This window comes from Methanothermobacter sp. DP (genome assembly GCF_026692625.1).
In the GTDB taxonomy this organism is placed as follows: Archaea; Methanobacteriota; Methanobacteria; order Methanobacteriales; family Methanothermobacteraceae; genus Methanothermobacter; species Methanothermobacter marburgensis.
This window is the reverse complement of the sequence record NZ_CP113501.1, coordinates 141,062-152,915: the sequence shown is the minus strand read 5'-3', so window position 1 is coordinate 152,915 and position 11,854 is coordinate 141,062. Positions and strand designations below refer to the sequence as shown.

The window sequence follows — 11,854 nt, the reverse complement described above, 5'->3', positions numbered from 1 at the left end:
TAAAGGATTAAACCAGGTAATAAGCCACAAAAAAGACCAAAAAGCTGATATCATCTTTTCTTAAGAACAAGCATCATGTTACCTCCCCTCCTGAACTCATAGTCCACCGTGACTGTGAATGCATCAAATTCATCTCTTCTATCTTCCAGTATGCTCTCTGCATAATCTGAGAGTTTTCCGTTCTCCTTGACAATCGGGTATATCCTCACCTCTGAACTGACGCGTATCATCTCAGAAATGGCCCTTTCATGAAATTCCCTGTCAAGGCGGTGGTCATATATGAAGAGGAGATGGGATGAGAGAAGGAGATCAAACTCATCATCACCAAATGGTAAATCCCTTAGGTCTCCCCTAACGTAAAGTTCAGGGCGCTCCCTGTAGCTTTCCTCAAAGCACCTGCAGGCATCCAGGCGTTTTTCAAGCATCTCCTCAGGTGAAGAGTAGAACCTCCACACGAAATGGTTCCTGATCCTCTTAAGGGCATCTGTGAGTGCCATGAGGTGCTCCCTGCACATGTTCCCAAGAGTATCTGCCTCCTCACCATACATGATGTCACAGGCCCTCACCTCAAGGCCCCGCTCCGCCATGAGTGGTATGAATGAGCTGGCACCCGCTGGACAGTCGAGTATTCGCAGCCCCTCAAGTTCATTTATCCTGAGATCAAACATCTTCATGTATTCCTGGCATGTGCGGGCGGTGAAGAGGGGTCCCTCTATAACCGGCATAATGTCACCTGTCCATAGTTGTGTTGTATGTGATACTTTAGCATGTGCCCCATGTAAAGAGATCTGTGTGTGGACCTCCATCACTACTTTGTATGTGATACCTTAGCTTGCAAACCACCCCACACAACCGAAATATTTATATACTAGAATTCTAACATATAGGTTTGTGTGTCTCATACACACATCACCCCCTTAAATTATTGCTTTCAACTTCCGGGATATTTTGTTCTGTTGAAAGCACCAAAAAAATCAGCTTCCAGAGATAAAAAACGAAAAAGCACCTCCCCGTTTTTTCACTCCTAACAACCCCCCTTTAAATCTCTGGAAGCTACCCCCCATACTTCAGATAATGATTCTCAATACCTCAGATTTCTGATTTTCACGTTGCTGCAGGCTATTCCTGAATATGATCATGGGCTCACTCAACCACCAATTATCAGAGAGGGAACACTATTTATGCGCCCGTTCACATACCAGTAACCATGAAGGCACTTGTGGTATATTATTCAAGAACCGGGCGTACCAGGGATGTTGCATCTCAGATCGCCAGGGAACTCAACTGTGACATCGAGGAGATAAGGGACACACAGAAGCGAACCGGTATCATAGGGTTTTTAAAATCAGGTTACCAGGCCGCGAGGGGCAGGGACACTGTACTTGAACCCTATGAAAGGGACCCATCAGACTATGATCTTGTGATAGTGGGTACACCTGTCTGGGCAGGTAATCCCTCAGTACCCATGGGCACCTACCTCAGGGAAAATGCATCAAAGATAAAGAATGCTGCCTTCTTCTGTACATATGGTGGAAGCGGTGCAGAGGGAACATTCAGGCGTATGAGTGAGATCATCGGGAAGGAACCCATCCAGACAGTCGCCATAACCGAGAGGGAGATAAAGGAGAATACCTGTGACTGCAAGATAGAACCCTTTGTAAGGGACGTTGAAGCAGCATTCAGAACTGAGGAATAGTCCAGACGTCCAGCATCTTCCCAATAGCTTGCTAATTGCAGTGAAAAAGGCGTTCTGACCTCTCAATCCCCAGGTGAATCGATATCCTCATGGTAGGGTTTTATATCAACGACAGGTGAGCCGTCCAGTGCATCAAGGCCCCTCACCCTGAGGAAATCCCCTGACTCCAGGAGCTCCACCAGGCACAGCCCTATGGGGTTGGGTCTTGCAGGGGCCCTCGTTGAAAAAACGCCCCTCTTCTTCTTTTTACCCCTCGGGACAACCTTAAGAACATCCCTTTCGGCCAGGTGCTGCCAGTAGAGAACAAATAGGTACCTGAAAAGTTCAACCCCCTCCAGGGCGTCACGGTACTCCGGGAAGATGTGGATCTCGCTCTCCTCCATTGAAAGCCTACCCTGGTGAGGTGCTTCCCCCCTCCTCATGAATGGGGATCTCACAAATCCAACAGGCCTTATTTTTATCTCCACAGATACCCTCCACAGAATTTCTGAAAATTAAACCTGAAATTCCGCTATAACGGTACATGGTGCGCTGTCAACCCCCTCAATGGTCCAGGGGACCACAAAGACCCTCTCAATAACCTCCGGAGCATCCATGAGTTTCATATCCTCCAGGATGAGAACTGGCTCCCCATATTCAGGTGCCTCAGTGAAGGCCCTTAGGTGGGCCATCTCGCCCTCAGATGGGTGTTCTGGATTTGATATTGATATGCAGTCCACCCCTATGGCCCTGATGTCCCTGAAGTTCCTCCTTATTTTATCAATAAGTTCAGGGGTGATCCAGGGGTTGTTCTGCAGGTAGGTGTCCTCGCCCCTCACTGACTCGAAGCCTGTCCTTATAAGTAGGAGGTCACAGTCCGGAATCTCAATATCCCCACTTCCTATGGGGTCCCCTGGCCCCACATCAACGTCCACAGTGCAGACATCATTGAATACAAGTTCATCAATACTGTATTCACATATCCTTTTTCCGCCCTCAATGAAATGGGCCGGGGCATCAACATGGGTCCCGGCATGGTTGGATGTGATGATGGTGTGGGTCTCATACCCATCCACAGGTATCCTGTTCCTGATTGATATCCTCACATCGTCAAGTGCCTGGTGAACCGGTGAACCATCATCCAGTGGATGCGAAAGAAGTTCATACATGGTATATCTCCTGTACTAAAGACATTTATTCCTGCAGTTTTCTATAATATCCGCCACGCCCCTATCTGTGAGGTGGTAGCGCGCCATCTTACCATCCCTTTCATAGTCAACGATTCCCGCGCTTCTCAGGATTCTGAGCTGGTGGGAAACCGCTGACTGTGTCATCTCAAGGAGGGATGCAAGTTCACAGACACACAGGGAATCCAGGGTGAGTGCCTCGATTATTTTGAGCCTTGTGGGCTCAGATAATATTTTGAAGAGGTCACAGAGTCTCTTTATTTCATCATCTTCAGGCATCGACTCCCTCACCCTGAGCACAAGGGCCTCATTGGCATCATCGATTTCACAGACATCCCTCTTCATAGAATAATTTATAGATGAAACTGTAGATAATAATAACGTCACCATGATGGTGAAGCAGGATTAAAGAGCGGGTAAAGAGCCATGGCAGTGGACTGGATAAGAATAAGGGACATCCTGGGGGCTGAACACACCTACACCACAGGTCCCCGTGGAAATGCAATTGACATAAGGGTAAGTGAGCGGAAGATAACCGTAACCTACCCCAGGAATGGCACCCCGGCTCAGAGGGTATTTCTGAAATCAAACATAGTTTACTATGAGTACAGTTCTGAGCACCTCAGGAAAAAGTATGAGAGGCAGGTCTAAGATGAACACGATCATATTCGATATTGATAAAACGCTGCTTGTTGGATCCCACTGTCACTTCTACTCCTTCAGGCAGGCGTTCAGGGAACTTTTCAACGTTGATGTTGAGATAGACATAGGAAGCATCCAGGGGATGACCGATAAGGAGATAATATTCCAGATAGCATGGAAGTACGGCCTTGAAATCAGCGATGGGGATTTTGTGAAGATAGTGGATAGGATTTCCTATAACTACCGCCTGAACCTTGAGAGGGATAACATAAGAGCCCTGGATGGCGCAGAATTTATCCTTAAAAGTCTCAGTGAATCCGGAACACCCCTCGGAGTTGTGACCGGAAACATTGAGCCTGTTGCATGGTTGAAACTCCATGAGGCCTCATTTGATGGATACTTCAACTTCGGGGGCTTTGGCAACGAGGGGTGCAGCAGGGCTTCCATACTGAGGCTTGCCCTTGAAAGGGCTTCCTCCATCTACGGACAGCTACGGCGGGAAAATGTTATAACCGTAGGTGACACCCCGAGGGATATTGAAGCCGGGAGGGAACTTGGTGTTACGACGGTGGGAGTTGCTACAGGTGACTTCACCGTCGATGAACTGGAGGCCGCAGGCGCCGATTACGTCCTTGAGGGCCTCAGTGACGTTGATGTCTTTCTTGAAATAACAGGTTATGGGGCTGCAGTGAGCATTATGGGTGATTGAATGAAGGTTCTTGTAACCGGGGCCTCGGGTATGCTTGGAAGTGACCTCATTGATGTCCTGAAAGAAAAACATGAGGTTTTAACGTCAGGAGACCTTGACATCCGGAACCTTGAGGGTGTCATGGAACTTGCAGCCGAAACGCAGCCGGATACCATTGTACATGCTGCTGCATTCACAGATGTTGACTGTGCCGAGTCAGAGCGTGAAACCGCCTATCAGGTGAACGTGCTCGGGACCAGGAACGTTGCGGCTGCCGCGTCACAGACCGGTGCCAGTCTGGTTTACATATCCACCGATTACGTCTTCAATGGCAAGAAGGGTGATGAATACTTTGAATTTGATGAACCTGATCCCCTGAACTTCTATGGTAAAACCAAGTACCTGGGCGAGGTTGCTGTGCGGGATCTGACAGATAAATTCTACATAGTGAGGACCTCCTGGCTCTTTGGCAGGAACGGCAGGAACTTTGTAAGGACCATGGTGGAACTGGCAGAGAGGGGCCATGAGATAAGTGTTGTGGATGACCAGTACGGATCTCCAACATACACCCGTGACCTTGCAGGTGCAATCGGGAAGCTTATTGAAAGGCCCGCTTATGGTGTTTACCACATAACAAACTCTGGCCACTGCTCCTGGTATGAATTCGGCAGGGAGATATTTCAAGCATTGCAGATGGATGTTAAACTGAAACCTGTAAGTAGCCATGAATTCCCGAGACCCGCCCGCAGGCCATCATTTTCTGTCCTCAAAAATTACAACTGGATCATGGAGGGCTTCAGACCCCTCAGAAACTACAGGGAAGCCCTTAAGGATTACCTTAAAGAGATGAGATAAGGAGGTGGACAATGAAGGGTATAGTGCTTGCAGGGGGTTCAGGAACCCGCCTCTACCCCATAACAAGGGCTGTTTCAAAGCAGCTTCTCCCCATATATGATAAGCCCATGATATACTACCCGCTATCTGTGCTGATGCTCGCAGGTATAAGGGATATACTGGTGATATCAACACCAAGGGACCTTCCACTCTACAGGGACCTGCTGGGGGATGGTTCACAGTTCGGTGTCAGGTTCTCCTATGAGGTGCAGGAGGAACCCCGCGGTATTGCCGATGCATTCATTGTGGGGAAGAATTTCATTGGAGACTCCAGGGTGGCCCTGGTGCTGGGCGATAACGTATTCTACGGGCACAGGTTCAGTGAAATACTCCAGAGGGCCGCATCCATCAGGGAGGGTGCTGTTATATTCGGCTACTATGTAAAGGACCCGCGCCCATTCGGTGTTGTTGAATTCGACAGTGAGGGCAGGGTCATATCAATAGAGGAAAAACCTGAAAGACCTAAATCCAACTACGTCGTCCCTGGCCTCTACTTCTATGACAACCAGGTTGTTGAAATTGCCAAGAGAATAGAGCCATCTGAGAGGGGTGAACTTGAGATAACATCCGTCAATGAGGAGTACCTGAAGATGAAGAAGCTCCGGGTGGAGCTCATGGGCCGTGGTATGGCCTGGCTTGACACCGGCACCCACGACGGCCTCCTGGAGGCAAGCAGTTTCATAGAGACCATACAGAAGAGGCAGGGATTCTACATCGCATGCCTTGAGGAGATAGCCTACAACAACGGGTGGATCACAAGGGACGATCTCCTTGAACTGGCAGAAAAACTTGAAAAGACAGAATACGGCAGATACCTAAAAGACCTCGCGGAGGGAAACTTCCATGGGTGAATTCAAATTCCAGAAAACCAGACTCGATGGTGCAATCATCATAGAACCTCAGGTCTACGAGGATGAACGGGGATACTTCATGGAGACCTTCAACCAGGCACTATTCAGGGACCATGGGCTTGATATCACCTTTGTCCAGGACAACGAGTCCATGTCCAGGAGGGGTGTTCTCAGGGGCCTTCACTTCCAGACAAAAAAGCCCCAGGGAAAACTCATAAGGGCTGTGAAGGGTGAGATCTTTGATGTTGCGGTGGACCTCCGGAGGGACTCGAAGACCTATGGTGAATGGGTGGGTGTCTTCCTTTCAGAGGAGAACCGGAGGGAATTCTTCATTCCAGAGGGATTTGCGCATGGATTTCTGGCCCTCGCAGATGAGTGCATAGTCAACTACAAGTGCACGGAACTCTACTTCCCTGAATATGACTCTGGCATACCCTGGGACGACCCTGACATCGGGATAGAGTGGCCCCTTGAAATGGTGGATGAACTCATAATTTCAGATAAGGACAGAAACTGGAAGCCCCTGAAGGAGAGGCCAGTTTACCTCTGAGGAGATTTGAATGGAAAGGATTCTTGTAACCGGTGGAGCCGGATTCATAGGTAGCAACTTCATAAGGTACATGCTTGAGAACCACAGCTATGAGATAATCAACCTTGACGCCCTTACCTACTGCGGGAACCTTGAAAACCTCGCCGGCGTGGAGGATGACCCGCGCTACACATTTGTTAAGGGCAGCATAACCGATAAAGAACTTGTTAACCGCCTCATAGCAGACTCTGACGCTGTTGTGAACTTCGCAGCGGAATCCCACGTTGATCGGAGTATTGAGGACCCCGGCATATTCATAAGGACAAATGTCATGGGTACTCAGACACTTCTGGAGGCTTCAAGGAGGCACGGCGTTGAGAGGTTCATACAGATCTCAACTGATGAGGTCTATGGCTCCGCAGAGGAGGGCTACTTCACAGAGGATACTCCCCTTGCACCCAACAGCCCTTACTCTGCCAGCAAGGCCTCTGCAGACCTCATTGTCAGGGCATACAACCGTACCTACGGTCTTCCAACCAACATAACCCGCTGCTCCAATAACTACGGCCCCTACCAGTTCCCTGAGAAACTCATACCCCTCATGATAACAAACGCCCTCGAGGATAAACCCCTCCCTGTATACGGTGACGGCATGAATGTGAGGGACTGGATACACGTGTATGACCACTGCAGGGCCATAGACCTGGTACTCCACCATGGCCGTGTCGGTGAGGTCTACAATATAGGTGGTAACAATGAGAGGCGGAACATTGAGATCGTTGAACTCATCATCAGGAAACTTGGGAAGGATGAGTCCCTCATAAAATTCGTTGATGACAGGCCAGGACATGACAGGAGATATGCCATAGACGCAGGCAAGATAATGGACGAACTTGGCTGGAGGCCCACCTATTCCTTCGAGGAGGGTATAAGGGAGACCATCCAGTGGTACATTGAAAACAGAGAGTGGTGGGAGAACATCAAGAGCGGGGAGTACCTCAGGTACTATGAACGCATGTATGGTGAAAGGCTGCAGTCCTGATCATATAAAGAAGGAGGAAGAGCCGCGCAATAACTGGTGTCTAATGCCAGAAGTCTTTTAACGAAGTAAGTAGGGTGCGCCCTTAGAGGATGCCATCGAGTATCCCCCTGACTTCACGGAGGTTCACCTCTATGAATCTTCTGCTTGAGGGATCTGCAAGTATCTTAAGCTGTTTCTTACCTGTTCTGATGTAGGCCCTCTCAAGTATCTCCTGAATCTCTGATACGTCCATTTCAAGTACTCTTTTAACCCGCTCCCTGTCCATCATGGACAGGTCAGAGTACTGGCTCATTATCTGGGACCTGAATTTTGCCGCGAGGTTGGTGCCCCTCCCGGCCCAGCGCTTAAGCAGAAATACAGGGACAGCTGTGAAGATATCCAGGGACTGGATAACATCGTCCTCGGTTATTTCCATGGTTTAATCTGTGCTGGTGGTTTTATATAACATTAACCCGTCCTTATCCAGAGGATAGGTTTATATAAGGGATGTTAGTAAGTACTTACATAAGTGATATCATGGTCTCCACAGAGGATAGGATACTGGACGCTGCAAGAAGCCTATTCATAAGAAAGGGTTACAGGGGAACCACAACAAGGGAGATAGCCGCCGAAGCCGGTGTCAGCGAAGTAACACTCTTCAGAAAGTTTGGATCCAAGAAAAATCTACTGAAAAGGATAATGGATACAAGCAGAAGAAGGGTGTCTGCAATACTCGATGATGTCCTTAATGCAGACAGGGAACCCCAGGAGGTCATCCATGATGTTATCGCAGGGCTCACAGAGGTCATTGTTAACGAGAAGATGGACCTCCTCTTTGTGATGCTGGCTGAGAGAGAACTTGAGGAACACGGATTTGAGGAGTGGGAACTTCCAGATTCAACAGGAGAGATGATATACACCTCACTTGAGAATTATCTCAGCAAAATGACAGAAAAAGGAAAGATCCGTGACGTGGATCCGGGAGTCGCCGCAGAACTCATAATAGGCTACATCTCACATGCAAGCCTAAGTTCACACTTCAGATGCCATGAAACCAGACCCCCAAACGAATTCACTGACATCCTGTGGAACGGCTTAAAACCCTGAGGGATGAATAGACTGAAAGGTATCCTTAAAGAAGCCATTCCCGTAGGAGGCCTTAATTAAATGGTGGTGTTTTATTGGACGTTGTTCTCATAAACCCTGAGGATCAGACAGCTGTTAAGAATAAACTTGGATTTGTTTTACCTCCCCTCAACCTCATGTACCTTGGAGCAGCCCTTGAGAGGGCCTCCTTCAGTGTGGAGATAATAGACGACGACCTCAGAAGGATGGGGGCAGAGGGTGTTGCACTCCTCGTTGAAAAGCTCAACCCCCTCATTGTTGGGATAACCGCAACCACAGCCACCATAAAGACCTCCCTTGAGTACATAAAGGCCATAAAGAGGGTTCTTCCCGATGTCCTTACGGTTATAGGTGGCCCCCACCCCACATTTCTCCCTCTGGAAACCCTCAGTGATTGCAGGGAGCTTGATGTTGTTGTTATGGGTGAAGGTGAGGAAACCATCGTCGAACTCGCAGAGGGCTGTGAACGCGGGGACAGGGGTGTCCTCGAGGGGGTTAAGGGTATCAGCTACCGCACCGATGAGCGGCTCAGAACCACACCTCCAAGGCCGCTCATAGAGAACCTCGACGACATCCCTTTTCCTGCAAGGCACCTTGTACCCTTCAGGGACTATGAAACCTCCAGTCAGGAGGCGGGGGGTATGATAACAAGCCGTGGATGCGTTTATCCCTGCCGCTACTGCTCTTCATCCCTTATAATGGGTAAAAAGTTTCGTTTCAGGAGCCCCGAAAACGTCGTGGATGAGGTTGAGGAACTCACCGAGATCTACGGCCTCCGTGAAATTGCCTTCCTTGATGACACCTTCATGCTGCATAGGCCACGGGCCCGTGAAATAGCAGAGGAGATCAGAAGAAGGGACCTGGATGTGAGCTTTGTTACATCCTCACGTGTGGATATGGTTCAGGAGCCACTGCTGAGGACTCTGAGGGAGGCCGGGATGAGCACAGTATACTATGGTGTCGAATCCGGGTGTCAGCGCATCCTTGATATGATGAAAAAGGGTATAACCGTTAAGCAGTCAGAGGACGCGGTGAAGGCCGCTAAAAGAGCCGGTTTGGATGTTATAACATCATTCATTCTCGGTTACCCTGGTGAGAGGCCCTCTGAGATGGACCGGACCATCGACTTTTCAATAAAACTTGACCCGGACTACAGCCAGTACTCCATACTGACACCCTTCCCCGGGACCCCCATCTACACTGAACTCAAAAGTAAGGGCCTCCTGGAGGAGGACTGGGATCGGTACACCGTTATACAGCCTGTTATAAGGTACGAGAAACTTGGCCTAAGCCGTGAACTTATCCAGAGAAAACTCGTTAAGGCATACCTCAAATTCTATTCAAGGCCCTCATATCTCCTTAAGCACACATACATGATACGTGTATTCTTTGAAACCCTCTACAGGACATACATTGAGCCTAAGATCCCCCTGAGAAAAAAATTAAAGGCCTGAAAAAGTTTCAGGGCATGACAGGCATCCTGAACACACCCACGTTGATGCCTCCAAGTCCGACACTGTTTATTATCTGAAGTCCTGCTGAACTTCCATAGGAGGGTGTTTCCATTTCAAGGTAACTGGTTGAGTTTCTCAAAACAAGGAATCCCTGCGGTTCGAAACCTATCCCTCCATAATCCACGGATCCTCTGACTCTGATGGCGTATGCCGGGAACAGGGCTATTGATGTTCCCCCAACCGTGACCTGGGTGCTCATATTACCTGTGGGCCTCACACTCTGATCAAGGTCTGCTATGTAGAATCCGCCTGTATTCACATTGAATGATGCGTTCCTGAAGCTAGTATTCCCCAGGAGAACCGTGCCGCCGCCTGCGTACTGGATGGTTGAATTGATGGTGTCCACCCTTGAGTTATTTGCAAGAACCAGTGTAACACCTCCAACCTTGCTCCTGAGGGTTATATTGTAGGTGTACCTGTTTGATAGGAGTATCCTTGCATCACCTGCATCCATCTTAACGTTGAGGTTCAGTGTCTCGCCATCAACGGTATAATTAACCGCTGGCTTCGCATCTCCAGGGTCGGTTTTCGTCGAGATCATGTAAACGCTATCTGCGTTATCAGCAAATCCAATGTAGGCCCCGCTCGTATTTGATTCCATGTTCACATTTACGTACTTAACACCAGAGACCTCTGAAGAGTTCAGGGTGAAGTTTTCAGATACAGTGACCTCCTCCTGGGTTTTGGGTAGAAGAGATGCTGTTGATGCCATAATGAACCCTGCAATTAGCACTATGAGGATTATAGCCCCTGCAATGTCAGTTCTATCCATCACAATACCCCCGCAAGCATCATGAGAAGTGTTATTATAATGGCTGGAAGTGCGAATACCGATAGGAACGCCCTTCCATAGCCCATTTCATGTTCAACAGCCACTGCGGCGGCGGCAATCATCACCGTCCAGATGTACATCACCACAAACAGCATTGATGATGTGAAGAATGTCCCGAGAAGTGTCAGGGTTATGATGGCGAATATTCCCACCACAAAGGGCGCCGCTGCGAATCCCATCATCTTCAGGGTGCCTGCGAATGTCCCCTTACCCTCAAATACCACGGCAGCGATTATATGTGATATGAGAGCCCATACTATCAGTTTTATGAAGGAGACAATGAGTCCAGCCAGCGCAAATAGGACGGGTACCATTATACCAGCGCCCGTTGCAGCCGAAATTAACCCGCCAACCATGTAGCCGAGAAAGGCCGAGAGGAACACGTAGAGGTATAGGCCCTGGTTTTCAACTCCAAGCTCCTTGACCCTGCTTAACGCCTCCTCAGGTGATGCCAGAACCCCCACAAGGTCCCGGGAAAAGTTCATTATCCTGTTCAAAGCATTAACCTCCCCTTATTATATTCGCATGACTGAAATAATATCAGATGCCAATTTCACCTTATAATAAACATTCCCCTACCAAGCAGCATAACTAAAATCCTCCGATCACCCCCTGAGATAATAACATTACTATATTTCCTGCCATTTCTATAAAACCTTGTAGGTTTCAGAAAGAATTATGCTGCTTTTCTGAACGATAAGGTTATAATTTTTTAATTGATTCTGATGGTTTAATTGATTCTGCGGGCATGAGCTCCAGAAATTCCAGAATTTAATGACACTGATGGTTTATCCAGAGCATAAGTTCGCAATAGTATCCTATAACGAAGTCATGTACTTCAGTGACTAGGCTTTCTATGTGGATTAACAGCACATGGAAACGCGCAGTTAGGGTGG

General features: G+C 48.5%; 16 protein-coding genes. 9 read left to right on the top strand and 7 right to left on the bottom strand.

Annotated features, from left to right (window positions below; genetic code table 11):
• Positions 1-50: 50 nt before the first annotated feature.
• Positions 51-725 carry a class I SAM-dependent methyltransferase gene (locus OXN82_RS00800; protein WP_321211592.1) on the bottom strand — a complete coding sequence of 225 codons (675 nt, stop codon included), beginning with the start codon at positions 723-725 and terminating at the stop codon, positions 51-53.
• A gap of 482 nt (positions 726-1,207) precedes the next feature.
• Here OXN82_RS00800 and OXN82_RS00795 point away from each other — a divergent pair, with 482 nt between their 5' ends.
• Positions 1,208-1,696, top strand: coding sequence for a flavodoxin family protein (locus OXN82_RS00795; RefSeq protein WP_321211591.1), 489 nt, complete (start codon positions 1,208-1,210; stop codon positions 1,694-1,696).
• Between the two features lie 62 nt (positions 1,697-1,758).
• Here OXN82_RS00795 and tsaA read toward each other — a convergent pair whose 3' ends face one another.
• From tsaA to OXN82_RS00780, 3 genes are read right to left on the bottom strand one after another with little or no spacing between them, the layout of a single operon-like run.
• Positions 1,759-2,163: a tRNA (N6-threonylcarbamoyladenosine(37)-N6)-methyltransferase TrmO gene (gene tsaA, locus OXN82_RS00790; protein WP_321211590.1), complete on the bottom strand. Its 405-nt coding sequence runs from the start codon at positions 2,161-2,163 to the stop codon at positions 1,759-1,761.
• Positions 2,164-2,190: 27 nt separating this feature from the next.
• On the bottom strand, positions 2,191-2,844 hold the full coding sequence (locus OXN82_RS00785; RefSeq protein ID WP_321211589.1) for a cyclase family protein: 654 nt from the start codon (positions 2,842-2,844) through the stop codon (positions 2,191-2,193).
• A 15-nt stretch (positions 2,845-2,859) separates the two neighbouring features.
• A complete protein-coding gene (locus tag OXN82_RS00780; protein WP_321211588.1) occupies positions 2,860-3,207 on the bottom strand; it encodes a metalloregulator ArsR/SmtB family transcription factor in 348 nt (115 codons plus the stop codon).
• Between the two features lie 81 nt (positions 3,208-3,288).
• Between OXN82_RS00780 and OXN82_RS00775 the strand changes: the two genes are divergently transcribed.
• Genes OXN82_RS00775 through rfbB form a run of 6 tightly spaced genes read left to right on the top strand, consistent with a single transcriptional unit; the run spans position 3,289 to position 7,508 of the window.
• Positions 3,289-3,513: a hypothetical protein gene (locus OXN82_RS00775; protein WP_321211587.1), complete on the top strand. Its 225-nt coding sequence runs from the start codon at positions 3,289-3,291 to the stop codon at positions 3,511-3,513.
• The gene (locus OXN82_RS00770) at positions 3,497-4,213 is read left to right on the top strand and encodes an HAD family hydrolase (RefSeq protein ID WP_321211586.1); all 717 of its coding nucleotides are present in this window, start codon (positions 3,497-3,499) and stop codon (positions 4,211-4,213) included. The genes OXN82_RS00775 and OXN82_RS00770 overlap by 17 nt, the downstream gene beginning before the upstream one ends.
• Positions 4,214-5,047 carry a dTDP-4-dehydrorhamnose reductase gene (gene rfbD / locus OXN82_RS00765; protein ID WP_321211585.1) on the top strand — a complete coding sequence of 278 codons (834 nt, stop codon included), beginning with the start codon at positions 4,214-4,216 and terminating at the stop codon, positions 5,045-5,047.
• An 11-nt stretch (positions 5,048-5,058) separates the two neighbouring features.
• Positions 5,059-5,937, top strand: a complete 879-nt coding sequence (gene rfbA, locus OXN82_RS00760) for a glucose-1-phosphate thymidylyltransferase RfbA (RefSeq protein ID WP_321211584.1) — start codon at positions 5,059-5,061, stop codon at positions 5,935-5,937.
• Entirely contained in the window at positions 5,930-6,487 is a 558-nt protein-coding gene (gene rfbC, locus OXN82_RS00755; RefSeq protein ID WP_321211583.1) for a dTDP-4-dehydrorhamnose 3,5-epimerase, read from the top strand. Before rfbA ends, rfbC begins: the two co-directional genes overlap by 8 nt.
• Positions 6,488-6,497: 10 nt before the next feature.
• Positions 6,498-7,508 carry a dTDP-glucose 4,6-dehydratase gene (gene rfbB, locus OXN82_RS00750; RefSeq protein WP_321211582.1) on the top strand — a complete coding sequence of 337 codons (1,011 nt, stop codon included), beginning with the start codon at positions 6,498-6,500 and terminating at the stop codon, positions 7,506-7,508.
• An 82-nt stretch (positions 7,509-7,590) separates the two neighbouring features.
• On the opposite strand, the gene OXN82_RS00745 is transcribed toward rfbB, so the two are convergent.
• Positions 7,591-7,923 (bottom strand): hypothetical protein, encoded by a 333-nt coding sequence (locus tag OXN82_RS00745; protein ID WP_321211581.1) that lies wholly within the window; start codon positions 7,921-7,923, stop codon positions 7,591-7,593.
• Between the two features lie 71 nt (positions 7,924-7,994).
• On the opposite strand from OXN82_RS00745, the gene OXN82_RS00740 reads away from it, so the two are divergent.
• A complete protein-coding gene (locus OXN82_RS00740; protein WP_321211580.1) occupies positions 7,995-8,594 on the top strand; it encodes a TetR/AcrR family transcriptional regulator in 600 nt (199 codons plus the stop codon).
• A 74-nt stretch (positions 8,595-8,668) separates the two neighbouring features.
• Positions 8,669-10,066 (top strand): B12-binding domain-containing radical SAM protein, encoded by a 1,398-nt coding sequence (locus tag OXN82_RS00735; RefSeq protein WP_321211579.1) that lies wholly within the window; start codon positions 8,669-8,671, stop codon positions 10,064-10,066.
• A gap of 7 nt (positions 10,067-10,073) precedes the next feature.
• Here OXN82_RS00735 and OXN82_RS00730 read toward each other — a convergent pair whose 3' ends face one another.
• On the bottom strand, positions 10,074-10,898 hold the full coding sequence (locus OXN82_RS00730) for a hypothetical protein (protein ID WP_321211578.1): 825 nt from the start codon (positions 10,896-10,898) through the stop codon (positions 10,074-10,076).
• Positions 10,898-11,455, bottom strand: coding sequence for a YIP1 family protein (locus tag OXN82_RS00725; protein ID WP_321211577.1), 558 nt, complete (start codon positions 11,453-11,455; stop codon positions 10,898-10,900). The genes OXN82_RS00730 and OXN82_RS00725 overlap by 1 nt, the downstream gene beginning before the upstream one ends.
• Positions 11,456-11,854 lie beyond the last annotated feature (399 nt).

Excerpts from the sequence above, each read along its gene's own strand:
- OXN82_RS00800 (WP_321211592.1), bottom strand. The coding sequence starts at position 725 with ATGCCGGTTATAGAGGGACCCCTCTTCACCGCCCGCACATGCCAGGAA.
- OXN82_RS00795 (WP_321211591.1), top strand. The coding sequence starts at position 1,208 with ATGAAGGCACTTGTGGTATATTATTCAAGAACCGGGCGTACCAGGGAT.
- OXN82_RS00785 (WP_321211589.1), bottom strand. The coding sequence starts at position 2,844 with ATGTATGAACTTCTTTCGCATCCACTGGATGATGGTTCACCGGTTCAC.
- OXN82_RS00780 (WP_321211588.1), bottom strand. The coding sequence starts at position 3,207 with ATGAAGAGGGATGTCTGTGAAATCGATGATGCCAATGAGGCCCTTGTG.
- OXN82_RS00775 (WP_321211587.1), top strand. The coding sequence starts at position 3,289 with ATGGCAGTGGACTGGATAAGAATAAGGGACATCCTGGGGGCTGAACAC.
- OXN82_RS00770 (WP_321211586.1), top strand. The coding sequence starts at position 3,497 with ATGAGAGGCAGGTCTAAGATGAACACGATCATATTCGATATTGATAAA.
- rfbD (WP_321211585.1), top strand. The coding sequence starts at position 4,214 with ATGAAGGTTCTTGTAACCGGGGCCTCGGGTATGCTTGGAAGTGACCTC.
- rfbA (WP_321211584.1), top strand. The coding sequence starts at position 5,059 with ATGAAGGGTATAGTGCTTGCAGGGGGTTCAGGAACCCGCCTCTACCCC.
- rfbC (WP_321211583.1), top strand. The coding sequence starts at position 5,930 with ATGGGTGAATTCAAATTCCAGAAAACCAGACTCGATGGTGCAATCATC.
- rfbB (WP_321211582.1), top strand. The coding sequence starts at position 6,498 with ATGGAAAGGATTCTTGTAACCGGTGGAGCCGGATTCATAGGTAGCAAC.
- OXN82_RS00745 (WP_321211581.1), bottom strand. The coding sequence starts at position 7,923 with ATGGAAATAACCGAGGACGATGTTATCCAGTCCCTGGATATCTTCACA.
- OXN82_RS00740 (WP_321211580.1), top strand. The coding sequence starts at position 7,995 with ATGTTAGTAAGTACTTACATAAGTGATATCATGGTCTCCACAGAGGAT.
- OXN82_RS00730 (WP_321211578.1), bottom strand. The coding sequence starts at position 10,898 with ATGGATAGAACTGACATTGCAGGGGCTATAATCCTCATAGTGCTAATT.